Genomic DNA, 24,016 nt, shown 5'->3' on the forward strand with positions numbered 1-24,016 from the left:
GCACGCAGAACGCCTTCCCGAACCTAGCCTTGGAAATCATGGATACGCCCGTCGCCACGCCGCCGAATGCCTTTCACCTTGCCTTGAACGTGCTGGACCTGGATGAAGCGCGCCGCTTTTATGGCGGCGCCCTGGGTTGCCGGGAAGGCCGCAGCACGGAGACGTGGGTGGATTTCGATTTCTTCGGCCACCAGTTGTCCCTGCACCTGGGCGAGCCCCTGAAGACCGCGCGCACCGGCAAGGTGGGCGACAAGCTGGTGCCCATGCCGCATTTCGGCCTGGCCCTGATGCTGCCGCAATGGCAGGCCCTGGCCGAGCGCCTGAAGGCCAGCGGCCAGGTCGATTTCGTGCTGGCGCCGCAGGTCCGCTTCGAAGGCGAACCCGGCGAGCAATGGACCATGTTCTTCATGGACCCGTTCGGCAACCCGATCGAAGTGAAGGGTTTCCGCACGCTGGAAGCGCTGTACGCGATCTGAACGCGCAGGAACGGCGTCCCGCGCGGCAAGCGCGGGACGCAAGCAAGCTCCGATGCGCCGCGGGCGCGCGATATTCCTCGGCGGCCGGTACTCAGTGGCCAGTACTCAGTGGCCGCTATTCAGCGGCCGCTAAAGCGCGGCTTGCGCTTTTCGGCGAACGCCGCCTTGCCTTCCCGATAGTCCTCGCTGTCGTAGCAGGCGGAAATCAGGGCGTGCGCGGCGTCCATGTCGCGTTCGGCCGGCGGCCTTTCCAATTCCAGGAAGACCCGCTTCAAGGCCCGCATGGTAAGCGGCGCATTCTCCGCGATCGATTCGGCATAGGCCCGCACGCGCGCTTCCAGCCCGGCGGCCGGCGCCACTTCATGCACCAGTCCCGCCGCCAGGGCTTCCCCGGCGTCGTAGCGGCGTCCGGTGAAGTACAGGTCGCGGGCACGGCTGGCGCCGATCAGGCGGTTGAGCCGTATCTGGCCTTGATAGCCGTAGCCCAGCCCCAGCTTGACGGCGGGAATGGCGAAGACCGCATCGTCGGAACAGATGCGGATGTCGCAGCTTGCCGCGTAGTCCATGCCGCCGCCCATGCAATAGCCCTTGATCATGGCGATGGTCGGCTTGGCGCAGCGGTAGACGGCGTCGTACGAACCCTGGCTGATCTCCTGGTAGCGGCGGTTTTCCTCGGGATTGGCGCGCACCGCGTCGAAGTTGGAGATATTCGACCCGGCGATGAAGGCGCGGTCGCCCGCGCCCTTGACCACCACCACGCGGATATCGGGATCGGCCTCGAAATCCGCGATGACGGGGGCGACGGCCGCGGACATCTCCAGGGATACGGCGTTGTGCTTTTCAGGGTGGTTGAAGATCAGCCAGCCGATGGCGCCGGTTTTTTGGGACAGGATGCGTTGGGGGCTCGTCATGGAATGTTCCGGATTCAGGGGGCTTCGAAAGCCGCCAGGCAGGCGGCGCGCAGGGCGGGCGGCATGGGACGCGGGCGCTTGTCCTCGCGGTCGACCCAGACCCAGGTGATGGCGGCGCGGGCGTGGTCGATGCCGCCATCGCCGGCATCGACCACGTCGAAAACCAGGCCGACGCTGCTGTTGCCGACGTGGCCGCAGCGCAGGGTCACGGCCAGGCGCGCCGGATAGCCGACCGGCATGCGATACGTGCATGCCTGGCTGGCGACCACGGACATCAGCCCGGGCGCGGACCGTTGCAGTCCCAGCGCGCCGGACCACTGCATCCGCGCTTCTTCCACATACGCCAGCAGGGTCGCGTTGTTGACGTGCCCGTCCGCGTCGAGGTCGCCCCAGCGGACGTCCAGGTGCGCGGTGTGCAGCGGCGCCGAGAGCGCGCCGCCGTCGTCGATGATTTTCAGCATGCCTGGCCTCCCGTTCATATCACGCCATCTTGCCGCAGGCGCGCGATGTCGTCCTCCGTGTAATCGAGCTCGCGCAGCACCGCGGCGGTATCGTCGCCGCGGTCCGGCGCCGCCGTGCGCATCTGGCTGGGCGTGCGGCTCAGGCTGAAGGGCTGGCCCACCATTTCCACCGTGCCCAGGCGGCGATGCCGGACCGGCGTGGCGATGCCCAGGTGCTTGACCTGCGGATCGGCGAACACCTCGTTCATCCGGTTGATGGGGCCGGCCGCGACCTGGCCTTCCTCCATGCGCTTCATCCACTCGGCCGTGGTCCGCTGGCGGGTCAGCGCGCTCAGCTCGGCGTTCAGGCTATCGCGGTGATCGGAGCGGCCCTGCTCGGTACTGTACTCCTCGCGCTCCATCAATTCCGGCACCCCCATGGCATTGACCAGGCGGCGGAACATGGCCTGTTCGCCCGCGGCTATGTTGATGTAGCCGTCGGCCGTCGGGTAGACGCCGGTGGGAATGGAGGTCGGATGGTTGTTGCCCGGCTGCCCCGGGATCTCCTTGAGGAAGAGCCAGCGCGCGGCCTGGAAATCGCACATCGCGATCATCGCCTGCAACAGGGACACCTGCACCCATTGCCCTTCGCCCGATACTTCGCGCTCCAGCAGGGCCGTCATGATGGCCATGGCGCAATACATGCCCGCGCCGGTGTCCGCCACCGCGATGCCGGTGCGCATGGGACCGTGCGCCGGGTCTCCGGTGATGGACATCAGGCCGCCCATGCCCTGCACGATGTGGTCGAAGCCGGGACGCTTCGCATAGGGGCCGTCCTGGCCGAAGCCGGAGATGCTGGCGTAGACGATGCGCGGATTGACGGCCTTCAGGCTTTCGTAGTCGATGCCCAGCCGGAACTTGACGTCGGGCCGGAAGTTCTCGGCGACGACGTCCGCGTCCTTGACCAGCTTCATGAAGATCTCGCGGCCCTCGGGATCCTTCAGGTTGATGGTCAGGGAGCGCTTGTTGCGATGCAGGTTCTGGAAGTCCGGCCCGTCGCGCAGGCCGCCCCAGCCGTCGCTGACTTCCATGTATTCCGGGCTTTCGATCTTGATGACGTCGGCGCCCCAGTCGGCGAACTGGCGGATGCAGGTGGGGCCGGCGCGCACCCGCGTCAGGTCCAGGATGCGGAACCGCTTGAGCGGTCCTTCGCGCCGTTCGTGGCCGGCGGGAGCAAGGGATTCAGTTTGCGCATGCACGTTGTTTCTCGCTTTCTTCGATGGCGGGAGAGGGGACCGGCGCGGACGGGGCGGCGGCGTCCAGGTGCACGATCAGGCTGCCGCCGGCGTCGACTTCCACCGTCGCCCGTGGCGGCACGATGAGCGTGGAGGAGGCTTCCTGCACGATGGCCGGGCCGCGGAAGGCCTGGCCGGCCTTGAACGCGCCGCGCTCATAGACGGGCACTTCAGCATAGTCCTTGCGCTCGGCCAGGTACATGCGGCGGGTGCCGCGCGCGGCGCCGGCGGCCGAGACGGCGCCGGTGTCGACGTCCAGTCCGCCTTCGCCGCCGCCGGCCGAGACCGCCGCGCGGATGTTGATGATCTCGATATTGCCGCGCGGCGGCACCTGGCCGAAGGTCTTGGCGTAGGTCGCCAGGAAAGCCTCGCGGATGGCGCCGTAGCTGTCCGCCGTATAAGGTCCCGCCGGCAGGTCGGTGATGACTTCGAAGCCCTGGCCGGCGAAGCGCAGGTCGGCCGCCCGCTGGCTGCGCGCGGCCGCCCCCTGGCCGGGCAGCGTGGCATCGATGACGGCGCGGGCGTCGCGCTCGATGCGGCCGTATTCGGCTTCCAGCGCGGCCCAGTCCACGGTTTCCAGCGTCCAGCCGACGCTGACCATGCGGTCGATGCGCGCCGGCGCCATCAACAGGCCCAGCGCCGAGGCGACGCCGGCGCCCGGCGGGCAGATGGCGCGCGTCATGCCCAGCCGCCGCGCGATCTCGCAGCCATGCAGGGGACCGCCGCCGCCGGTGAGGAGCAGCGCGAACTTGCCTGCATGATGGCCGCGTTCGGCGACGTGCACGCGGGCGGCCGCGGCCATGTTCTCGTTGACGATGGAATGGATGCCCCAGGCGAATTCCGGCACCGACAGGTTCGATTGCGCCGCCAGCGGCCGCATGGCGTCCTCGGCCTTGGCGACGTCGATGGACATGGTGCCGCCGGCGAAGGCGGCCGGGTCCAGGAAGCCCAGCACCAGGTTGGCATCGGTGACGGTCGGTTGCGTGCCGCCGCGGCCATAGCAGGCCGGTCCGGGCAGCGAGCCGGCGCTTTCGGGGCCGACCTTCAGCAGGCCCAGCGCGTCCAGATGGGCGATGCTGCCGCCGCCGGCGCCGATCTCGATCAGTTCGATGGTGGAGATCGAGATCGGCAGGCCGCTGCCCTCGGTCAGCCGTTTTTCGCGGCTGGCCTCGAAGCGATGCGCGATGAGCGGCTTGCCCGCCTCGATGATCGCGAGCTTGGCGGTGGTGCCGCCCATGTCGAAGGCCAGCACATCCTCGATGCCGGCGCGGCCGCCGAAGAAGGCGCCGGCCAGCGCGCCCGCCGCGGGGCCGGATTCCAGCAACTGGATGGGAACGCGCTTGGCTTCGTCGACGTGCGTCAGGCCGCCGTTGGACAGCATCATGAACAGCGGCGCCTGGATGCCCAATTGCTGGATCCGCGCGTTCATGCGGTCCAGGTAGCCGTCGGCCAGCGGCTTCACGTAGGCGTTGGCCACCGTGGTCGAGGTGCGCTCGTACTCCCGGATCTGCGGCGAGACGTCCGAGGAAATCGAAATGAACAACTCCGGATAGGCCGCGGCGATGGCGTCGCGCGCCATGCGCTCGTGCACCGGATTGGCGTAGGCGTGCAGGAAGACGATGGCGATGGACGTGGCGCCCGCGGCGGCCAGGCGGCCGGCCTGCTCGACGGCTTGCGCGACGTCCAGCGGCTGCTGCACGACGCCGTCGGGGCCGATGCGCTCGGCCGCCTCCAGGCGCAGATGGCGCGGCACCAGCGGACGGGGCAGCTCGATGTGCAGGTCGAACAGCTCGTACTTGTGCTCGCGCGCCATTTCCAGCGTGTCGCGGAAGCCGGCGGTGGTGATCAGGCCGGTGACCGCGCCCTTGCGTTCGATCAGCGCGTTGGTGAAGAGCGTCGTCGCGTGGATGACGCGATCCACGTTCGCATAGGGCAGCACCTCGCGCTCGAACAGGGTACGCACCCCGCGGATGACGCCTTCGTGCGGGGCCTTGGGCGTGGTCAATTCCTTGTGCGACGTCGACGTGCCGCCTTGGGTGTCGTAGACGACGATATCGGTGAACGTGCCGCCGATGTCGATACCCAGCGCATATTTTCCAGCTTGCATGGTTTTTTCCTCGATTACTGGTGGGCGGCGGCGCCGATGTAGCCGTCCTGCTCATCGCGCAGCGTCGCGGCGGGATCCCGGCGCGCGGCCGGGCCGAAGCCACCGCCGCCGGGCGTCAGCAGCTCCACGACCTCGCCGGGATTCAGGACGTGCTGGACCTTGGGGTTGACGACGGCCCCGTTCAGGATGACGGCGCCGGGCGCGCCGGACTCGCCGCCCGCCAGGCCCTGCGCGGCGGCCTCGTCGCGGGTGCGTTCGGCCATGAAGCTGACGACGATGGGCGTCTTGTTGCGGTTCTCGAAGGCGATCGCCTGGCCCGTGCCGCCGCGGTGCATGCCGGCGCCGCCCGTGCCGCTGCGCAGCCGGCGGTGCCGCACGTGCAGCGGCGACATCTTCTCGATCATCTCCACCGGCGTGGAGGAGATGTTGCTGGGCCAGGAAAGCACGTTGGCGCCGTCCTGCCGGTGCGAGCCGCCATAGCCGCCGTTCATGAAGAACAGGTTGGTGAAGGGGAGGCCGGACTCGCGGACGCCGGACAGGTTGACGCACCACAGCGGCGAGCCGACCGCCGCGATGGCGCGCTCGGGCATGGCGTCGGCCAGCGCGCCGATGACCATCATGGGCACGAAGTGGCCGATCAGGGCGCGCGCGCCGCCGGCGGCGGGCGGCCTGGAATGGAGGATGCAGCCTTCGGGCGCCTTGACGTGGATGGGCGCCATCACGCCTTCGTTGTTGGGCACGTTCGGCAGCAGCACCGCGCGCAGGCCGTAGCAGGTGTAGGCGATGGTGTAGGCCAGGCAGACGTTGATGGAGCGCGGCACCTGCGCATCGGTGCCGGCGTAGTCGACCGTGATTTCCCCGTCCTTTATCGTCAGCGTGAGTTCCAGCTTGATCGGATGGTCCAGCCCGTCGCTGATGGCGCTGCGGCGGTACACGCCCTCGGGCAGGCCGCGAATGGCGTCGCGCATGGCTTTTTCGGAGCGGGCGTGGATTTCGCCGGCCAGCGTGTCGATCTCGCTCAGTCCGCGTTCGGCCATCAACGCCAGCATGCGCGATTCGATCATGCGCAGCGCCGTGAATTGCGCGAAGAGATCGCCCATGACCTGGTCGGGCTCGCGCACGTTCTTGCGGATGATGCGTTCGAAGGTCTCGTCGATCTCGCCCTTGCGCATCACCTTCATGATGGGAATCTGCAGGCCTTCCTCATAGACCTCGCGCGCGTCGGCGGAACGGATGCGGCCGCCGATGTCGGGCGCGTGCGCCACCGAGCCGGCCCATGCGACCACCTTGCTGTCGAGGAATATGGGCTTGGCCACGGAGATGTCCGGGAGGTGTCCCGTGCCTTGCCAGATGTCGTTGGTGATCAACACGTCGCCCGGTTCAAGCCGGTCCAGCGGGAACGCCTCCAGGAAGTGCCGGATGGTCCGCGGCATGGTGTTCATGAAGGAGGGGATGCTGTTGGTCGCCTGCGCGACGGAGCGGCCGTCGGCGGTGGTCAGCACGCATGCGAAATCGTTGGATTCGCGCACGATGGTGGAGAAGGACGTGCGCACCATGGCGGCGGCGGCTTCGTCGACGATGGAGATCATGCGGGTCCAGAGCAGCTCCAGCGTGATCGCGTCTAAGGTTTTACTCATCACGGTTCCCTTGTGTGCGCCGCGCTTGCATGGCCGCGGCGTAATCGATGACACAGGACGATTCTGGCGGTTTAGACTATGTCGTCCTAATATTTATTTCGCTACAGGGCATACCAAACGGACATACACAGCCGCCGCGCCAGGCCCCGTGGACGCGGCGGCGCAAGGGGAAATTCCATGAAGACGACGGCGACGGCCGACCCGCGCGGCGCGCAGACGCTGAAGATCCACGAGGTCGAGGCCTTTCGCGCGGTGATGATCCGCGGCACGGCGACCGACGCGGCGGTGCTGCTGCATACTTCGCAGCCGGTGATCAGCAAGCTTATCTCGCGCTTCCAGCGCCACATCGGCATCAAGCTGTTCGAGCTGCACAAGAGCCGGCTGGTGCCCACGCCCGAGGCCCGCATCCTGTTCAACACCATCGAGCGCACCTACGTGGGCATGGAGCACATCGCGCAGACCATCGCGGAACTGCGCGGCGGGCATAGCGGCAAGTTGATCGTGGGCAGCCAGCCTTCCTTCGGCATGGGGCCGCTCGCCAGCATCGCGACGGCCTTCCTGAAGGAAAGGCCGGGCATCCAGATCCAGATCGAGACGGTGACCTCGGGCCTGATCCGGCATAGCGTCATTTCGGGCAAGGCCGACCTGGGGATCGCCGAACGGTCCATCGACGTGGCGGGCGTGAACGCGGCGCCGCTGGTGCAGGTCAATACGGTCTGCGTCATGCACAAGGCGCATGCGCTGGCGGGCAAGCGCGTCATCCGGGCCAGGGACCTGCAAGGCGTGCCGATGATCGTGCCTTCGCGCGACAGCGCTTCCCATGCCTCGGTCGCGGCCATGTTCGCGCGCGAGCAGGTGGAGCCGGAGGTGGTGGTCGAGACCGGCTACGGCATGAATATGTGCGTGCTTGCGCTGCAAGGGGCGGGCGTGGCGCTGGTCAGCCCCTTCGCGGCGCTGCCCTTGCGGCGCGCGGGGCTGGCGGTCAAGCGCTTCGAGCCCAGCCTGCCGATCGAGCTGATGCTGATGACCGCCATCGACACGCCGCCCTCGCGCATCGCCGCGATGTTCATCGAGCGCCTGCACGAGGCGATGGCGCCCTTGCGCGAGACGTGGGGATAGAGGGGGATAGGCGACGGCGGCGTCAGCGCGCGGTGAGGTGCGCCGCCTGGATCATCTGGCTGAACGTCCGGGTCTCGCCGGCAATGAAGGTGGCGGTCGCCTTCACGTCGCGGTCGCCCGGCACCGGCGTGACGCCCAGGTCGGCCAGCTTGGCCTGCATGTCCTTGGACAGCATGATCTCGCGGATGTCGCGGTTCAGCTTGGCGACGATGGCCTCCGGGGTATGGGCCGGCGCGGCGATGGTGAACCAGGCGGTGAAGGCGTAGCCGGGCAGGCCGTCCTCGGCGATGGTGGGGACATCGGGCAGGCTGGGCGCGCGGGTCGGGCTGGTCACCGCCAGGGCGCGAAGCTGCCCGGACTTGATCAGCGGCAGCGCGGTGGGCAGGTTCTCGAACATCAGTTGCAGGCGGCCGCCGACCAGGTCGGTGAGGGCCGGGCCGCTGCCCTTGTAGGGGATGTGCGAGATGGCGGCGTGGGATTGGTACTTGAAGAGTTCTCCCGCCATGTGCGTGGAGGAACCGAAACCGGCGGAGCCGAAGAACAGCGTGTTCGGATGCGCCTTGCCCTCGGCGATGACGGCGCGGGTATCGGTCAGTTCGCTGTTCGCGGGCACCACCAGGACGTTGGGCAGTTCGGCCAGCAGCACCACCGGTTGCAGGTCCCGGGAGGGGTCGTATTTCAGGTTCGGATAGATCTTGTAGGTGGAGTGGATGCCGATGGTGCCGAAGAGCAGGCTGTAGCCGTCGGGTTCCGAGCGGGCGACGTTCTCCGCGCCGATATTGCCGCCCACGCCAGGACGGTTTTCCACGATGACGCTCTGGCCGTATTTCTCGGACAGCTTCTGGGCGATGAGCCGGCCCAGCACGTCCGCGCTGCCGCCGGGCGCCAGCGGCACGACCAGCCGGATGGGCCGCGAGGGATAGGTGTCGGCGCGCGCCGCCGGCGCGGCGCAGGCGAGCATTGCCGCGAACGCGGCCGCGGCCACGGCCGCAAGAAGTTTTTTCATGATTCCGCCTTGTATGGAGTCGTTGTCGAAGAGACGTCTTCCGCCCGGATTGGGCAGGCTCCTCCCGCGGCGGCATGGGGCCGGGCGCGCGCACGGCGCGCGCTCCGAGGCTGGCAGCTTCCGGTCCCTTTGAGAGCGAGAGCTGCTTCGCCGCCGCGCTGTTTCTTATGGGCGAATTATGGGCAGGGGCGGGGCATGCGCATAATGCTTTTATGCCCGCACCCTATGCAAAACGATCATGCGTGTTTACCCGTGGCGCGGGAGGCGCATGAGGCGCATGAGGCACGGCACGTGAGGAAGGTGAGGCACGCCACCCGGTGGCCGGGTGGCGTTGGCGCGCAGCGGCGATGCCGCCTCAATCGGCCGGCAGCAGCGCCACCGGGAAATCCGCCAGGGCCTCGGCCAGCGGCAGGATGCTGTCGGCGCCGACGCGCCGTTCGCGGCCGCTCAGGGCGTCGCGCAGGACGGCGCCCGCATAGCGGTGAGGCAGCACCACCGCGGTGGTTTCCCAGAATGCGGCGTCGATGCGCGGCAGGCACAGTCCCGCATCCGCGTTGGCGGCGTCGCCGTCGTCGGCGCGCAGGTGCCTGCCGACCAGCCGCGGCGCCAGCACGAAGACGTGCTGGTCGCCCAGGCTGCGCACGAAGGCGACGATGTGGTCGCCGCGCGGTCCCAGCACCGGCAGGGGCACGTAGCTGCCCTGCGCATAGAGTCCGGGACGCGCCCGGCGCGCCTCCAGGGCGCCATGCACGATGGCCTGCTTGATGCGGCCGTCGCGCCAGCCCGCCAGCAGGCCATCGACGTCGCCGGCGTCGTGGGCGTCCAGCGCCGCGGCGCGCGCCGCGTAATCCACGGGACGGCGATTGTCCGGATCCACCAGGCTGAAGTCCCAGAATTCGGTGCCCTGGTAGAGATCGGGCACGCCCGGCACGGTCAGGCGCAACAGGGTCTGGGACAGGCTGTTGACGGCGCCGGCGGCGGCGATGCGATGCGCGAAGGCCGCGACGTCGTCGGCTTCCCCGGGTTGCATCAGGGCTTCCAGCGTCGACGCGCAGGCCTGCTCGTAGGATTCGTCCGGCGCCACCCAACTGGTGCGGACCTTGGCCTCGCGCAAGGCCTTCAGTTGCCATGCGCCGACCCGTTCGGCATAGGCCCGCAGGCCGTCGGCGTCGTCGGCGCGCAGGTCCAGCGGCCACGCGCCCACCAGGGTCTGCAGCAGCATGTAGAGGTCGGCCGGATGCGGGGCCAACTGGCCGTTGCCGTTGTAGGCGGCGGGCGCGTGCGCGTGCATCCAGTCGTGGGCGAAGCGGCTCCAGGCCGTGGGGACTTCGCTCAGCGCCATGATGCGCGCGCGCGTGTCCTCGCCGCGCTTGTGGTCGTGCGTGGCGGTGGTCACCATGGCGCGCGGCAGGCGGCGCGCGCGTGCCGCGCAGCGGCGGTGGAAAGCCTCGACGGGCAGGTGGAAGACGGCCGGATCGGCGCCGACCTCGTTGCGGGAGAGCAGGCGGCCGTAGCGGTAGAAAGCGGTGTCTTCCAGGGACTTGGCGGTCAGCGGCGGGGTCAGTTGCTGGAAGCGGCGCGTGGCCAGCTCGCGCGCTTCCCTTTGCTCGGGCGGCAGGCCGCGCGAGGGCTGGCCGCCCAGCCAGTCGCCCATGGCTTCGAGCAGCGGACCGTCGTCGCCGTCGCGGTCGGCGCGGATGCGCGCATGGGCCGTGGCGGCGGCCGCGTCGAAACGGAGCTGGTCCAGCGCATGGCGGCCCTGCGCATCCGCATAGGTGCGGTAGACCGGAAAGGCGCGCAACAACTGCCACAGCACGCGCAGGATGGCGGCCTGGCCCCAGTCGCGCGTCATGGGATCCAGGGCGGCGACGCGGTGCAGGGCGCGCGCGGTGGCGTAGCGCTCGGCCGGAAAGTGCCGCAGCAGCATCAGTTCGCGCGCCTCGTCGGCGACCTCGGCGAAGGACCGGGTGTCGATCGCCAGGGTCTGCCACAGTTCGGTGATGGGCCCCACGCCGGCGGCGTCGTGCAGCACCGCGCCGACCTGGTCCATGAAGTCGTAGCCGGTCGTGCCGTCCACCATCCAGCGTTCGTCCAGGACTTCGTCGTTGCCGAGGATTTTCTCGACGATCAGGTAGGGCGCCTGGCCGGCCCGCGCGCCGGGCCGCCGCGCCGACCGGTCGGCGAGTTCGGCGTGCAGGCGCGCGCAATAGGCGATGGGGTCGGCCAGGCCGTCGACGTGGTCGACCCGCAGGCCGTCGACGAGGCCCTCTTCGTAGAGGCGCAGCGCCATGGCGTGCACGGCGTCGAAGACCGCGGGCTGCTCCACGCGCACGCCGATCAGGTCGGTGATCTCGAAGAAGCGCCGCCAGTTGATTTCATCGGCGGCGCTGCGCCACCAGGCCAGGCGGTAGGCCTGGCGTTCCAGTAATTCGTGCAGGCGCGCGCGTCCCGCCGGCGTGGCGGGGTCGTGCGCGTGCGCGGGATCGGGCAGGCTGGCGTCGAGGCTGCCGTCGGCCAGCGGATAAGGGGCCCCGGCCGCGTCGATATACCAGCCGGCGTCGCCCAGGCGCAGCCGGATGTCGCCGTCGGCGAGGGCCGCGCCATAGGGCTTGCCGAGAAAGGGCGCCAGGACCTTGCCGTGCAGGCCGGTGTCGGCCGGTTCCCAGTCGATGTCGAACCAGGTGGCGTGCGGGCTGGCGCGGCCGTCGCGCAGCACGCTCCACCACCAGGGATTGTCGGCGCTGGTGGCCATATGGTTGGGCACGATGTCGAGGATGAGCCCCATGCCGTGCGCATGCAGCGCCTGGACCAGGCGGCGCAGCGCGGCTTCGCCGCCGAGTTCCGGGTTGACCTGGCCGTGGTCGACCACGTCGTAGCCGTGCGTGGAGCCGCGCCGCGCGCGCGTCAACGGCGAGGCATAGACGTGGCTCACGCCCAGCCGCGCGAAATACGGCACCTGCGCGACGGCGTCGTCCAGCGTGTAGCCCGCGTGAAATTGCAGGCGCACCGTGGCGCGCGGCGTGCCGGTGGATAAGGCGTCGGCGGGCACGGAAGCGCCGGGCGCAGCGCGCGCGGCCGCGTTCGCCGGCCCCTGCGCGCGCGCGCCGTGCGGATGAAAACGGGAGCGTTTTGATGTCAATGAACGACCCTCCTGTCGCTGCGCGACCGCCTCCCCGAGGGAGGATTCGCGCTTGGGGCGGCCCGGCGCGTGCATGGTTGTACCCTCCTGTCGCTGCGCGACTGCCTCCCCAAGGGAGGACTCGCGCTTGGGGCGGCCCGGCGCGCTCATGCATGCCCCCGGCGTCCCGCTTCGATGGCGTCCACGCGCAGGCGCACGGGTTGCAGGTCGAAGACGTGCTCGACCTCCGGCTCCAGCCGGCGCCGCCAGTTGGGATGGCTGTCTATGGTGCCCGGCAGGTTGGGTTGTTCCTCCTGGGCCAGCAGGTCCTCCAGCGGCGCCAGCATCAGCGGGACGGGGGTGCCGGCGACGAAGCGCAGCACCGCCTCGACAGGCGCGTCGGCGGGCGGCGCCGGCGGCTGGTCGTGGCCGATGCAGCCGGCCTCGCGCAAGGCGTGCCAGAGCGCGCCGCGGTCGCGCTCGCGCTCGTGGCGCAGGGATTCGCCGGTTTCGCCGGGACCGAGCAGTTTCAGGCCGTCGCGCCAGCCGATGTCGGCGCCGCGCCACCAGCCGGCGACGGTCGGCAGGTCGTGGGTGGTGGTGGTGGCGATGGCCGCGCCCGGCCAGTAGCGCGGCTGCTGGAAGGGGGCGGGATTGCCCGCCCAGCCGTCGCGCTGGAACCAGAGCACGTCCATGCCCAGCATGCCGGCCTGCTCGATGCGGTGATTGAAGCCCTCGGGCACGGTGCCCAGGTTTTCGCCGATGATCAGGGCGCGGTGGCGCCAGGCCTCCAGCGCCACCAGGCGCAGCATGTCGTCCAGCGGATAGCGCAGGTAGGCGCCGTCCGCGGCCGGGGCGCCTTGCGGCACCAGCCACATGCGGGCCAGGCCCAGCACGTGGTCGATGCGCAGGCCGCCGGTATGGGCCAGGGCGGCGCGCAGCATTTCGATGAAGGCCGCGTAGCCGCTCAGGTGCAGGGCACGCGGCGAAAACGCGGTCAGGCCCCAGCACTGGCCCAGCGGGTTGTAGATATCGGGCGGCGCGCCGGGCGACAGGCCTTCGAGGATGTCGGCCTGGCGGCTCCAGGCGTGGCTGCCGCCGGGATCGGTGCCGACCGCCAGGTCGCCGATCAGGCCGATGCCCATGCCGGCGGCGCGCGCCGCCTGCTGGGCGCCGGCCAGGCCTTGCGCGGCCAGCCATTGCAGGAAGATGTGGAAGGCGACGTCGCGGTCGTGCGCGTGGGCATAGGCGCGCACGCCGCTGCCGGCCGGATCGCGCAGGTCGGCCGGCCAGAGGCGCCAGTCGGTGGCGTCGCCCAGCGGCGGCAGGTGGCGCGCGTGCAGGGCCTCGAAGCGGGCATGGCTTTCCAGGGCCTCGCCGCCGGCGATGCGGAAGCGGGTGAAGGCATCCTGCAATTCGCTGTGGGCGTCGTCGCGGAAATCGTCGTACAGGCGGCGCAGCACTTTCAGGCGCAGGCGCGCCACGGCGGGCCAGTCGATCAGGGACAGGCCGTCCAGGCGCAAGGCCTCGTCGCCCAGGCCCAGGCCGCGCAGGGCCGCGCCCACGGCCGCTTCGCCCAGCACGGCGGAAGGATCGACGTAGAGGCTGTTGAGGAACAGCCGGGAAGAGGGCCCATAGGGGCTGTAGCGGCCCGGATCGGCGGCGAACATCGCATGCACCGGGCTGATGGCCAGCGCCGCCGCGCCGCGCTGGCCGGCGGCGGTGGCCAGGCGCGTGAGCGCGGTGAAGTCTCCCATGCCGGCCATTTGCGCCGGGTCGCCGCCATGGTGGCGGCGCAGGCTGTAGAGCTGGGCGGAGATGCCCCAGGCGCGCGGATGCGGGGTTTCCAGCAACTCCGCCACGCTGGGACTGCGCGGCGGCACCACGGCCAGGTTGCGGCGCCAGTCGCCGGCCTCCAGGACGTAATAGCCGGGGGTGTCGACGGCCGGCAGGCGGGTGCGGCCGTCGTCGGTGTCGTGCGCCGCCAGGGTGCGTTGCTCGCCGTCCTCGCCCAGCAGCAGATAGGCGTCGTCCGGACGCGCGTCGAATTCGATCGGCGCGCCGGCGTCGACGATCAGCAGGCCGGCGGGCTGCCCGTTCTCTTCGTGCAGACGCGCGGCGCTGTCCCGGATCTGCGCGGCGTCGGCCGCCGGCAGCCCCAGCGCGCCCAGCATGGCGCGCAGCACGTCGTCCGCCACCCGTCGCGGCTGGCCGCGCGCGTCCACCCAGTCCACCGCGATGCCGGCCTGAGAGGCCAGGGCGGCAAGGTCCGCGTCCGCCGGACTATCGATGCCAGAGCTTGTCATGCGTACTCCTTTCCGTCCATCGTCATGCGTCCATCGTCATACGGGAGCCTGTAGCAGGGCGATCGTGCATGCGCGCCGCAGCAGGCCTTCGTGCAACGCGGCGCCCGCGCCCGCCTGGCTTTCGTATAGCACCGTTTGATCGACCAGGTCGACCTGTAGCCAGTCCGGGCGCAGGTCGACGCCGCCCAGGTTGGCGTAGAGCGAGAGGACCGCGCCGTCGCCCATGCGCCACTGCGCCACCACCGCGCGCATGCCCAGCACGTGCGCGCCGATGGCGCGCGCGCCGTCCAGCCGCGGCACGATTTCACGGTGGCGCAGGGCCAGCAGTTCGGCATAGGCGGCGGCGACCTCCGGGTCGGGCTGGCCGACGTAGGGATTGGCGTCGGCGTAGGTGGCGGGGTCGTTGGGGTCGGGAATGCGCTCGCGCATGGCCGGATTGGCGAAGGCGCGGAAACGCTGGAATTCCTTGCGCCGGCCGTCGCGCACCGCCTGCGCCAGTTCGGCGTCCGCGTGGCTGGTGAAGTAATAGAAGGGCGTGGACGCGCCGCGTTCCTCGCCCATGAAGATCAGCGGGATCTGCGGCGCCAGCAACTGCAGGGCGGTGGCGGCCTTGAGGACGCGGGCATCGCGCAGCAGCGGCCCCAGCCGTTCGCCGAGGGCGCGGTTGCCGGTCTGGTCGTGGTTCTGAAGGAACAGCACGAAGGCGGTGGGCGGAAGCAGGTGGCTGCGTTCGCCGCGCCGCTCGCCGCCGCGGTGGCGCGACGGCTGCCCCTGGTAGACGAAGCCCTCGGTCAGGGCGCGCGCCAGGCGCTGGGCCGGCTGCTCGACGTAGTCTTCGTAATAGCCTTCGCTTTCGCCGGTGAGCAGGTGGTGCAGCACGTGGTGGGCGTCGTCGTTCCATTGCGCCTGGTAGCCGTGCAGCAGGGGATGCACCTGGTTGTCGTCGTTCTCCAGCACCAGGTGGACGTGGCGCGCGGGGTCGATGCGGGCGCGCACGAAGGCCGCCATTTCCTCCAGCCAGCCGACGTCCTTGATGGCGTGCACCGCGTCCAGGCGCAGGCCGTCGAAGCGGTATTCGGCCAGCCAGTAGAGCGCGTTCTCGGCGAAGTAGCTGCGCACCGCCGGCCGGCGGAAATCGATGGCCGCGCCCCAGGGCGTCTGCACGTCGGCGCGGAAGAAGTCGGAAGCGTAGGCGTTCAGGTAATTGCCGTCGGGACCGAAGTGGTTGTAGACCACGTCCAGGAAGACCATCAGGCCCAGGCCGTGGGCCGTGTCGATCAGGCGCCGCAGTTCGTCGGGCTCGCCATAGGCGCGGTCGGGCGCGTACGGCAGCACGCCGTCATAGCCCCAGTTGCGCGGGCCGGGAAAGTCGGCGATGGGCATCAGCTCGACGGCCGTGATGCCCAGGGCCGCGAGCTCGGACAGGCGCGCCTCGATGCCGGCGTAGCCGCCGGCCAGGCCGGCATGCACTTCGTAGAAGACCGTTTCGTTCCACGGCCGCCCGCGCCATTCGGGATGGCGCCAGGCATAGGCGGCGCCGGGCTCGACCACCACGCTGTCGTCGTGCACGTCGTGGGCTTGCAGGCGCGAGGCGGGGTCGGGCACGGCGAGATCGGGCGCGACGCGGTAGCGGTAGCGCGCGCCGGCCTCGCAGGGGACGTCGAGTTCGTAGAAACCGTCGGCCGCCTGCCGCATCGGCAAGGGTTCGCGGCCGGCGATTTCCAGCCCGACGCCGTGCCGGGCATTGGGCGCCCAGAGGCGGAAACGGGTCTGGCCGTCGGCCAGGCGGACGGCGCCGTGGCTGTAGGAAACGGCGGGAACCGGGGATGTCATGAATGCTCCTTGCCGCGCGGGCCGCCGCTGAAGACCGCGATGCCGTGCGCGTGCAGATTGAAGTGGTGGCCGTGCACCTGTTCGGCGGGCGCCTCCGGCCGGCTGGAGTCGATGAGCATCCGCCATGCCGTGCCCTCGTCGGGCAGGACGAAGAGCAGGTCTTCGTAGCCGCCGTTGAGCAGGGTCAGCGTGACGTCCAGCCCCTCCTCGGTGGCGACCATGCGGCGCACGGCCAGGGCGCGGCCCTCGCCGTCATGCCAGCCTTCGAAGGTCATGGGCTGGCCGTCGACGTCGAACCAGGCGATGCCTTCCCTGTCGGGCGCGACTTCGCGCCGGCCGTTGCCGTAGTTGTCGACGCGCAGGCTGGGATGGTCGCGGCGCACGGCCGCCAGGCGGCCGATGAAATCGATGAGCGCGCGGCCTTCGGGGCTGGCGGCCTGCTGCCAATCCAGCCAGGAGACGGCGTTGTCCTGGCAGTAGGCATTGTTGTTGCCTTGCTGGCTGTTGCCGAACTCGTCGCCGGCCAGCAGCATGGGCGTGCCGTAGGAAAGGAAGCTGGACGCCAGCAGCGAGCGCTGCACCCGGCCGCGGATTTCCTCGATATAGGCATCGTCGCTGGGTCCTTCCGCGCCCCAATTGCAACTGTAGTCGTTGCTGTGGCCGTCGCGGTTGTCCTCCAGGTTGGCCTCGTTGTACTTGCGGGCGTAGGTGACGACGTCGCGCGTGGTGAAGCCGTCGTGCGAGGCGACGAAATTGATGGAGGCCCAGGGACGCCGGTGGCGCCGGTCGAACAGGTCGCTGGAGCCGGCCAGGCGTTCCGCCATCTCGCCGCGCTGTCCGGCGTCGCCGCGCCAGAAGCGGCGCATGGTGTCCCGGAATTTGTCGTTCCATTCGGCGAAGCCCGGCGGCTGGCGTCCCAGTTGATAACCGTCGGGACCGACATCCCACGGTTCGGAGATCAGTTTCAGGCGCGCCAGCACGGGATCCTGTAGCACGGCGTCGAAGAATCCGGATCCCGGATCGAAGCCGTGGCCTTCGCGGCCCAGCGTGACGCCGAGGTCGAAGCGGAAGCCGTCGACCCGATAGGCCGTGGCCCAGTGGCGCAGCGAGTCCATCACCATCTGCAGCACGCGCGGGTGCGACAGGTTGAGCGTGTTGCCGCAGCCGGTGTCGTTGATGTAGTAGCGCTCGTCGCCGGGGATGAGGCGGTAGTAGCTGGCGTTGTCCAGGCCGCGCCAGGACAGGGTGGGGCCGGTCTCGTCGCCCTCGCAGGTGTGGTTGTAGACGACGTCCAGGATGACTTCTATGCCCGCCGCCTGCAAGCGCCGTATCGCCATGCGCAGGTCGTTGGGGCCGCCCTGCCGCAGGTAGGCGGGCTCGGGCGCGAAATAGGACAGCGTGCTGTAGCCCCAGTAATTGCCCAATTGCTTTTCCACCAGGAACTTGTCCTGGAGGAAGGCCTGCACCGGCAGCAGTTCGAGGGCGGTGACGCCGATCTTGTGCAGGTGCTCGATGAAGCGCGGGTTGGACAGCGCCGCCACCGTGCCGCGCAGATGCGCGCGCACGTCGTCGCGCCGCATCGAGACGCCGCGCACGTGGGCCTCGTAGATGACGGTGTGCTCCCACGGCGTGGGCGGCTTGCGCCGCTCGCCCCAGTGGAAGGCGTTGTCGGCGACCACGGCCTTGGGCATGGCGGGCGCGCTGTCGCGCCGGTCGGGCGTGAGGTCGCCGCGCGGACCGCCGAGGCGATAGCCGAACAGGGCGTCGGTCCAGCGCGGCGGCCCCGTCAGCTCGGCGGCGTAAGGGTCGAGCAGCAGCTTGTGGGGATTGAAGCGGTGGCCGTTCCTGGGGTCGTAGGGGCCGTAGGCGCGATACCCGTAGACCAGGCCCGGCGCGGCGTCCGGCAGGTAGCCGTGCCAGATTTCATTGGTGCACTCCGGCAGGGGCAGGCGCTGCAGTTCCTTGCGGCCGCGCTCGTCGAAGATGCACAGGTCGATGCGGCTGGCATTGGCCGAAAAGACGGCGAAGTTGACCCCCAGGCCGTCGCTGGTGGCGCCCAGCGGATAGGGCTGGCCGGGGGCGAGCCGATCGGGAAGCACGCCGGACATGGGCCTTTTATCCTTCGAATTGGAAAATCACCGTGGCCAGGGGAGGGAGGACGAGGGCCAGCGATTGACCCTGCCCATGCGCGGCGACAGGCTCGGTGTCGCGCCCGCCGCCGTTGCCCACGCCCGAGCCGCCGTAGTCGCCGGCGTCGGTGTTGATGCGTTCACGCCAGCGGCCGGCGCGCGGCACCCCGATGCGATAGCCTTCGCGCGGCACCGGCGTGAAGTTGCTGACGGCCAGCGCCAGCGCGTCGCCGTCGCGGCGCAGGAAGGCGAAGACGCTGTTGCCGTAGTCGTCGCCGATGATCCACTCGAAGCCGCTGGCATCGTGGTCGCGGCGATGCAGCGCGGGCAGCTCGGCATAGACCCGGTTGAGGTCGCGCACCAGTCTTTGTACGCCGCGATGCAGGCCGTCGTCCAGCGCGGCCCAGTCCAGCGAGGCATCGTGGTTCCATTCGCGTTCCTGGGCGATTTCCCCGCCCATGAACAGCAGCTTCTTGCCGGGGTGGCTCCACATGAAGCCGAAATAGGCGCGCAGGTTGGCGTGGCGCTGCCAGCGGTCGCCGGGCATCTTGTTCAGCAGGGAGCCCTTGCCGTGGACCACTTCGTCGTGCGAAAGCGGCAGGATGAAGCGTTCCGAATAGGCGTAGACCATGCCGAAGGTCATGTCGTTGTGGTGGTAACGCCGGTGCACCGGATCGTTGTGCATGTAGCGCAGCGTGTCGTGCATCCAGCCCATGTTCCATTTGTAGGAGAAGCCCAGGCCGCCGTCCTCGGTGCGCGCCGACACGCCCGGCCAGGCCGTGGATTCCTCGGCGACGGTGATGGCGCCCGGGCACAGGCGGTGCACGGTGGCGTTCATGTCGCGCAGGAATTCGACCGCTTCCAGGTTCTCGCGGCCGCCGTAGCGGTTGGGGATCCACTCGCCGGCCGCGCGGCTGTAGTCGCGGTAGAGCATGGACGCCACGGCGTCGACGCGCAGGCCGTCGATGTGGTAGCGGCGCACCCATTCCAGCGCGCTGGCGACCATGAAGTTGCGCACCTCGGTGCGGCCCAGGTTGTAGATCAGCGTGTTCCAGTCGGGATGGAAACCCTCGCGCGGGTCCTCGTATTCATACAGCGCCGTGCCGTCGAAGCGGGACAGGCCATGGGTGTCGGTGGGGAAGTGGGCGGGCACCCAGTCCAGGATGATGGCCAGGTCCGCCGCATGGCAGGCATCCACGAAGGCGGCGAAATCGCGCGGCGTGCCGTAGCGCGCCGTGGGGGCGAAGACGCCCAGCGGCTGGTAGCCCCAGGAACCGCCGAAAGGATGCTCCATGATGGGCATCAGCTCCAGGTGCGTATACCCCATGTCTCGGGCATAGGGCACCAGGCGGGTGGCGAGGCGGCGCCAGACGCATTCGCCGCTGTCACTCTCGCCGTCGCGCGGCAGCCAGGAGCCGGCATGCACCTCGTAGATGGAAATGGGCGCCTCGACGGCCTGGCGCGCGCCGCGCCCGGCCATCCACGCCTGGTCGGTCCAGGTGAACGGCGCGGGGTCGGCCACGATGGAGGCCGTGGCCGGCGGCGCTTCGGTCTGGCGCGCCAGCGGGTCGGCCTTCAACGGCAGCAGGTTGCCTTCGGCGCCGGTGATTTCGTACTTGTAGCGGGCGCCGGCTTCGAGGCGGGGGATGAAGATTTCCCAGACGCCGGCGCTGTGGCGCAGGCGCATGGGATGGCGGCGGCCGTCCCAGGAATTGAAATCGCCCACCACCGAAACGCGCCGGGCATTGGGCGCCCACACGGCGAAGCGCACGCCGCGCACGCCTTCGATTTCCATGACGTGGGACCCGAGGCAGTCCGCCAGGTCTTCGTGGCGGCCTTCCGAGATCAGGTGCAGGTCCAGGTCGCCCAGCAGCGGGCCGAAGGCATAAGGATCCTCGGTGACCTGCTCGCCGGTGGGCCACTGGATGCGCAGCCGGTAGGCCGACGGCCGGCCGGGCGCCAGGCCGTCGACCAGGCCGGTGTACATACCGTGGCGCACATGCGTGAGCGGCCATTGCTTGCCGTCGGCGCCCAGCAGGACCGTGACCTGCTCGGCATTCGGGACCAGCACGCGCACCCAACTGCGCGTGCCGTCGGCGTGCGGTCCCAGGATATGGAAGGGATCGGGATGGCGCCCCGCGAGCAACTCGTCCAGCGCGTCGTGCGCGCCGCGGTCGACGGGCGTATCGGTCTGGGGGGCGCCGGATGAGGACGAAGAGCCGGAAGTCATAAAGGCGGTTTCCTGGAATCAAGAATGGTGTGCGGGAGGGCTGCCGCCGGACAGCAGGCGGCCGGCCAGGCTGGCCAGTCCGGCAAGCGGGATGCCCACCCAGTCTGGGCGGTGCGCCGCTTCGTAGCGGACTTCGTAGGCGGCCTTCTCGATCAGCGCCAGGTCGATCAGCGGCGCCTCGGCCTCGGGCGCCATCCACGGATGCTCGGTGGCTTGCGCCACCTCGCGGTAGCCCGCCAGGAAGGACTCGCCGGCGGTGGCGCGGAAACGCTCGATGAGGCCGAGCCGGCGCGTGCGCAGTTCCTGCTCGGCGACCTGCGCCTCGCCGGTTTCCTCTGCCTTGCCCTTGCCGGCGCCGTCGGCCAGCGTGGCGGCCGCGTAGTCGAAGGAACGCAGCAGGCCGGCCACGTCGCGCGCGGCGCTGGTCTTGGCGCGCCGTTCCTCCAGCGAGCGGGCGGGTTCGCCCTCGAAGTCGATCAGGTAGGCGTCGCCCTGGGCCGTCAGCACTTGGCCGAGGTGGAAGTCGCCGTGGATGCGGATGTGCAGCGTGCCTTCCTCATTGGCGGCGAGGTCGCGCACGACGTCGGCCAGGGCGTCGCGATGCTCGAACAGCCAGGTCGCGCGTTCGGCGTTGGCCGCGTCCAGGCGGCCGAGATTGGACTTGAGCGTGGACAGCCCCCGGTCCAGCATGGCCAGCACGTCCGCGGCGCGCCGCTCGGCGTCCCGGCGCGTGGCGCGGTGCGGCGCGAAGGCGGGGTCGTCCGTGGGCAGCGACAGGGCGGCATGCAGTTCGCCCAGGCGCTTGCCCATGGTGTGGGCGAAGTTGATGTAGCCGCGCAGGTCCTCGTCGTAGTCTTCCGCGCTTTCGGCCGTCAGCGCGGCCGACTCCAGCGTGCGCTTCAGGTAGTTGAGCGTCCAGCTCCAGGCGTCGCCCTGGTTGGTGATCATCTGGTGCATCAGCGCCAGCGTGTGCGGCGTGCCGTCTTCGTCGACGCGCAGGATTTCGCCCAGCAGCGGCGCGCCGTTGGCGTAGCCGACTTCGGTCAGGCGGCGCGTCATCTCCGCCTCAGGGTGCACCCCGGGGACGATGCGCCGCAGCAGCTTGAGCATCATGACGCCGCCGATGGTGACCGAGCTGTTGGACTGCTCGCCGGTGAACCACTGGACCTCGGCGTCGGGCGGCAGTTCTATCCTGTCCAGCGTCGGTTCGCCGCGGAAGCGCAGCACCGCGGGCGGATGGGCTTGCGGCACCGGGATCTCGCGCCGCTCGCGCAGCCCCTGCACCAGGGCATGGATGAAGGACGGCAGCGTATAGGCGTCTGTGACGTAGCCCATCTCGGCGGCGCGGCGCACGCGGGCCAGGGCGTATTGCTGCGCCATGGGCGGCAGCGTTTCGTCCCAGATCAGCGCCGCCGGCAGCAGGAAGCGCGCGGGCTTGCCGTCGAAATCGACCTGGATTTCCGTGATGAAGCACTCGTGGTCGGCCCCGTGGAGCTGCGCGGCGTAGGCGGCCTGCGCCATGTTGACCTTGCGGTCCTTGGGGTACCAGCGCTGGCGCGAGAGATACAGCGGCAGCACGTCCTGCCGCAGCGAACGGATGGCGCCCTCGGTCAGCTCGTAGCCGGTGCGGCCGCGCAGCACCAGGGTGTAGTACTCCGGCATCCGTTCGGGATGGGTGGCGTGCCATTCGGGCGGCGAGGCGCTGGCGCTCAGGTCGAACCAATAGAAGCCGTAGGGCGGCAGGGTGAGCAGATAGGTCAGCTCGCCGATGGCGGGGAAGGGCGTGCCGCCCAGCAATTCCACCGGCACGCGGCCGCTCAGCGAGGACAGGTCCAGTTCCACCGGCTGCGAGGCGCGCGAGAGGTTGGCCACGCACAGGATGGTGGTGTCTTCGTATTCGCGCAGATAGGCCAGGATGTTGCGGTTGCCGGGGAACAGGAAACGCAGCGTGCCGCGTCCGAAGGCCTGGGTCTTGGCGCGCGTGGCCAGCATGCGGCGCGACCAGTTGAGCAGGGAATGGGGATCGCGCTGCTGCGCCTCCACGTTGACCGCCTCGTAGCCGTACAGCGGGCCCATGAGCGGCGGCAGCGGCAGGCGTTCGGGATCGGCGCGCGAGAAGCCGCCGTTGCGGTCGGGCGACCACTGCATGGGCGTGCGCACGCCGTCGCGGTCGCCCAGGTGGATGTTGTCGCCCATGCCCAGTTCGTCGCCGTAGTAGATCACCGGCGTGCCCGGCATGGACAGCAGCAGGCTGTTCATCAGTTCGATGCGGCGGCGGTCGCGCTCCATCAGGGGCGCCAGGCGGCGGCGGATGCCCAGGTTGATGCGGGCCCGGCGATCGGCCGCGTAGGTGTCCCACAGGTAGTCGCGTTCGTTGCTGGTGACCATCTCCAGCGTCAGCTCGTCATGGTTGCGCAGGAAGATGGCCCACTGGCAGATGTCCGGGATGTCCGGCGTCTGCCGCATGATGTCGGTGATGGGAAAGCGGTCTTCCCGCGCGATGGCCATGTACATGCGCGGCATCAGCGGGAAGTGGAAGGACATGTGGCATTCGTCGCCCTGGCCGAAGTATTCCTGCGCGTCCTCGGGCCACTGGTTGGCCTCCGCCAGCAGCATGCGGCCGGGGTACTCGGCGTCCAGTTGCGCGCGGATCTTCTTCAGCACCGCGTGGGTTTCCGGCAGGTTCTCGTTGTTGGTGCCCTCGCGTTCGACCAGGTAGGGCACGGCGTCCAGCCGCAGGCCGTCCACGCCCAGGTCCAGCCAGTAGCGCATGACGGCGATGACTTCCTTCAGCACCTGCGGATTGTCGAAGTTCAGGTCGGGCTGGTGCGAATAGAAACGGTGCCAGAAATAGGCGCCGGCGACCGGATCCCAGGTCCAGTTGGACTTCTCGGTGTCGAGGAAAATGATGCGCGTGCCGGCGTAGGCCTGGTCGTTGTCCGACCAGACGTAGTAGTTGCGCGCCGCCGAACCGGGCTTGGCGGCGCGGGCGCGCTGGAACCAGGGGTGCTGGTCCGAGGTGTGGTTGACCACCAGCTCGGTGATCACGCGCAGGCCGCGCGCATGCGCCGCCCGGATGAACTTGCGCACGTCGGCCAGGGTGCCGTAGTCGGGGTGCACGCCCCGGTACTCGGCGATGTCGTAGCCGTCGTCGCGGCGCGGCGACGGGTAGAAGGGCAACAGCCAGATGGTGTTCACGCCCAGCGACGCGATGTAGTCCAGTTTCTCGATCAGCCCGGCGAAATCGCCGACGCCGTCGTTGTTGGCGTCGAAGAAGGACTTGACGTGCAACTGGTAGATGACGGCGTCCTTGTACCAGAGCGGATCGTCGCGATTCGGGCTGTTCACGCGGTTATCTGACATACCGATATCCTTTTATGGGTTTGCCGGCCCCAGGGCCCGGCCCGGA

At 69.6% G+C, this 24,016-nt stretch carries 14 protein-coding genes; 2 read left to right on the forward strand and 12 right to left on the reverse strand.

Annotated elements, in window-relative coordinates; all coding sequences use genetic code 11:
* Positions 1 to 38 precede the first annotated feature (38 nt).
* Entirely contained in the window at positions 39 to 476 is a 438-nt protein-coding gene (locus CAL29_RS12705; RefSeq protein WP_094854055.1) for a VOC family protein, read from the forward strand.
* A 119-nt stretch (positions 477 to 595) separates the two neighbouring features.
* On the opposite strand, the gene CAL29_RS12710 is transcribed toward CAL29_RS12705, so the two are convergent.
* From CAL29_RS12710 to CAL29_RS12730, 5 genes are read right to left on the reverse strand one after another with little or no spacing between them, the layout of a single operon-like run.
* On the reverse strand, positions 596 to 1,387 hold the full coding sequence (locus tag CAL29_RS12710) for an enoyl-CoA hydratase (protein WP_094853375.1): 792 nt from the start codon (positions 1,385 to 1,387) through the stop codon (positions 596 to 598).
* A 14-nt stretch (positions 1,388 to 1,401) separates the two neighbouring features.
* Positions 1,402 to 1,848, reverse strand: a complete 447-nt coding sequence (locus CAL29_RS12715; RefSeq protein WP_179284001.1) for an acyl-CoA thioesterase — start codon at positions 1,846 to 1,848, stop codon at positions 1,402 to 1,404.
* Between the two features lie 14 nt (positions 1,849 to 1,862).
* Positions 1,863 to 3,086, reverse strand: coding sequence for a CaiB/BaiF CoA transferase family protein (locus CAL29_RS12720; RefSeq protein ID WP_094853377.1), 1,224 nt, complete (start codon positions 3,084 to 3,086; stop codon positions 1,863 to 1,865).
* A complete protein-coding gene (locus CAL29_RS12725; RefSeq protein WP_094853378.1) occupies positions 3,070 to 5,229 on the reverse strand; it encodes a hydantoinase/oxoprolinase family protein in 2,160 nt (719 codons plus the stop codon). The genes CAL29_RS12720 and CAL29_RS12725 overlap by 17 nt, the downstream gene beginning before the upstream one ends.
* 14 nt (positions 5,230 to 5,243) lie before the next feature.
* The gene (locus CAL29_RS12730) at positions 5,244 to 6,866 is read right to left on the reverse strand and encodes a hydantoinase B/oxoprolinase family protein (RefSeq protein ID WP_094853379.1); all 1,623 of its coding nucleotides are present in this window, start codon (positions 6,864 to 6,866) and stop codon (positions 5,244 to 5,246) included.
* A 177-nt stretch (positions 6,867 to 7,043) separates the two neighbouring features.
* Between CAL29_RS12730 and CAL29_RS12735 the strand changes: the two genes are divergently transcribed.
* Complete coding sequence (locus CAL29_RS12735) at positions 7,044 to 7,985, forward strand: LysR substrate-binding domain-containing protein (protein WP_094853380.1); 942 nt, start codon at positions 7,044 to 7,046, stop codon at positions 7,983 to 7,985.
* A gap of 22 nt (positions 7,986 to 8,007) precedes the next feature.
* Here the strand turns inward: CAL29_RS12735 and CAL29_RS12740 are convergent, their stop codons facing one another.
* The 7 genes from CAL29_RS12740 to treS form a co-directional block, all read right to left on the reverse strand.
* Positions 8,008 to 8,991 carry a Bug family tripartite tricarboxylate transporter substrate binding protein gene (locus CAL29_RS12740; RefSeq protein ID WP_094853381.1) on the reverse strand — a complete coding sequence of 328 codons (984 nt, stop codon included), beginning with the start codon at positions 8,989 to 8,991 and terminating at the stop codon, positions 8,008 to 8,010.
* 355 nt (positions 8,992 to 9,346) lie between these two features.
* On the reverse strand, positions 9,347 to 12,130 hold the full coding sequence (gene treY, locus CAL29_RS12745; RefSeq protein ID WP_256977423.1) for a malto-oligosyltrehalose synthase: 2,784 nt from the start codon (positions 12,128 to 12,130) through the stop codon (positions 9,347 to 9,349).
* A gap of 146 nt (positions 12,131 to 12,276) precedes the next feature.
* The gene (malQ, locus tag CAL29_RS12750; protein WP_094853383.1) at positions 12,277 to 14,415 is read right to left on the reverse strand and encodes a 4-alpha-glucanotransferase; all 2,139 of its coding nucleotides are present in this window, start codon (positions 14,413 to 14,415) and stop codon (positions 12,277 to 12,279) included.
* A 36-nt stretch (positions 14,416 to 14,451) separates the two neighbouring features.
* Positions 14,452 to 16,248, reverse strand: a complete 1,797-nt coding sequence (treZ, locus tag CAL29_RS12755) for a malto-oligosyltrehalose trehalohydrolase (protein ID WP_094853384.1) — start codon at positions 16,246 to 16,248, stop codon at positions 14,452 to 14,454.
* Positions 16,245 to 18,356: a glycogen debranching protein GlgX gene (glgX, locus tag CAL29_RS12760; RefSeq protein WP_094853385.1), complete on the reverse strand. Its 2,112-nt coding sequence runs from the start codon at positions 18,354 to 18,356 to the stop codon at positions 16,245 to 16,247. The genes treZ and glgX overlap by 4 nt, the downstream gene beginning before the upstream one ends.
* A 7-nt stretch (positions 18,357 to 18,363) precedes the next feature.
* A complete protein-coding gene (gene glgB / locus CAL29_RS12765) occupies positions 18,364 to 20,607 on the reverse strand; it encodes a 1,4-alpha-glucan branching protein GlgB (RefSeq protein ID WP_094853386.1) in 2,244 nt (747 codons plus the stop codon).
* 18 nt (positions 20,608 to 20,625) lie between these two features.
* Positions 20,626 to 23,970 carry a maltose alpha-D-glucosyltransferase gene (gene treS / locus CAL29_RS12770; protein WP_094853387.1) on the reverse strand — a complete coding sequence of 1,115 codons (3,345 nt, stop codon included), beginning with the start codon at positions 23,968 to 23,970 and terminating at the stop codon, positions 20,626 to 20,628.
* Positions 23,971 to 24,016 lie beyond the last annotated feature (46 nt).

This window comes from Bordetella genomosp. 10 (genome assembly GCF_002261225.1).
In the GTDB taxonomy this organism is placed as follows: domain Bacteria; phylum Pseudomonadota; class Gammaproteobacteria; order Burkholderiales; family Burkholderiaceae_B; genus Bordetella_C.

Coding starts and splice junctions, on each gene's coding strand:
- CAL29_RS12705 (WP_094854055.1), top strand. CDS start 39: ATGGATACGCCCGTCGCCACGCCGCCGAATGCCTTTCACCTTGCCTTG.
- CAL29_RS12710 (WP_094853375.1), bottom strand. CDS start 1,387: ATGACGAGCCCCCAACGCATCCTGTCCCAAAAAACCGGCGCCATCGGC.
- CAL29_RS12715 (WP_179284001.1), bottom strand. CDS start 1,848: ATGCTGAAAATCATCGACGACGGCGGCGCGCTCTCGGCGCCGCTGCAC.
- CAL29_RS12725 (WP_094853378.1), bottom strand. CDS start 5,229: ATGCAAGCTGGAAAATATGCGCTGGGTATCGACATCGGCGGCACGTTC.
- CAL29_RS12730 (WP_094853379.1), bottom strand. CDS start 6,866: ATGAGTAAAACCTTAGACGCGATCACGCTGGAGCTGCTCTGGACCCGC.
- CAL29_RS12735 (WP_094853380.1), top strand. CDS start 7,044: ATGAAGACGACGGCGACGGCCGACCCGCGCGGCGCGCAGACGCTGAAG.
- CAL29_RS12740 (WP_094853381.1), bottom strand. CDS start 8,991: ATGAAAAAACTTCTTGCGGCCGTGGCCGCGGCCGCGTTCGCGGCAATG.
- malQ (WP_094853383.1), bottom strand. CDS start 14,415: ATGACAAGCTCTGGCATCGATAGTCCGGCGGACGCGGACCTTGCCGCC.
- treZ (WP_094853384.1), bottom strand. CDS start 16,248: ATGACATCCCCGGTTCCCGCCGTTTCCTACAGCCACGGCGCCGTCCGC.
- glgX (WP_094853385.1), bottom strand. CDS start 18,356: ATGTCCGGCGTGCTTCCCGATCGGCTCGCCCCCGGCCAGCCCTATCCG.
- glgB (WP_094853386.1), bottom strand. CDS start 20,607: ATGACTTCCGGCTCTTCGTCCTCATCCGGCGCCCCCCAGACCGATACG.
- treS (WP_094853387.1), bottom strand. CDS start 23,970: ATGTCAGATAACCGCGTGAACAGCCCGAATCGCGACGATCCGCTCTGG.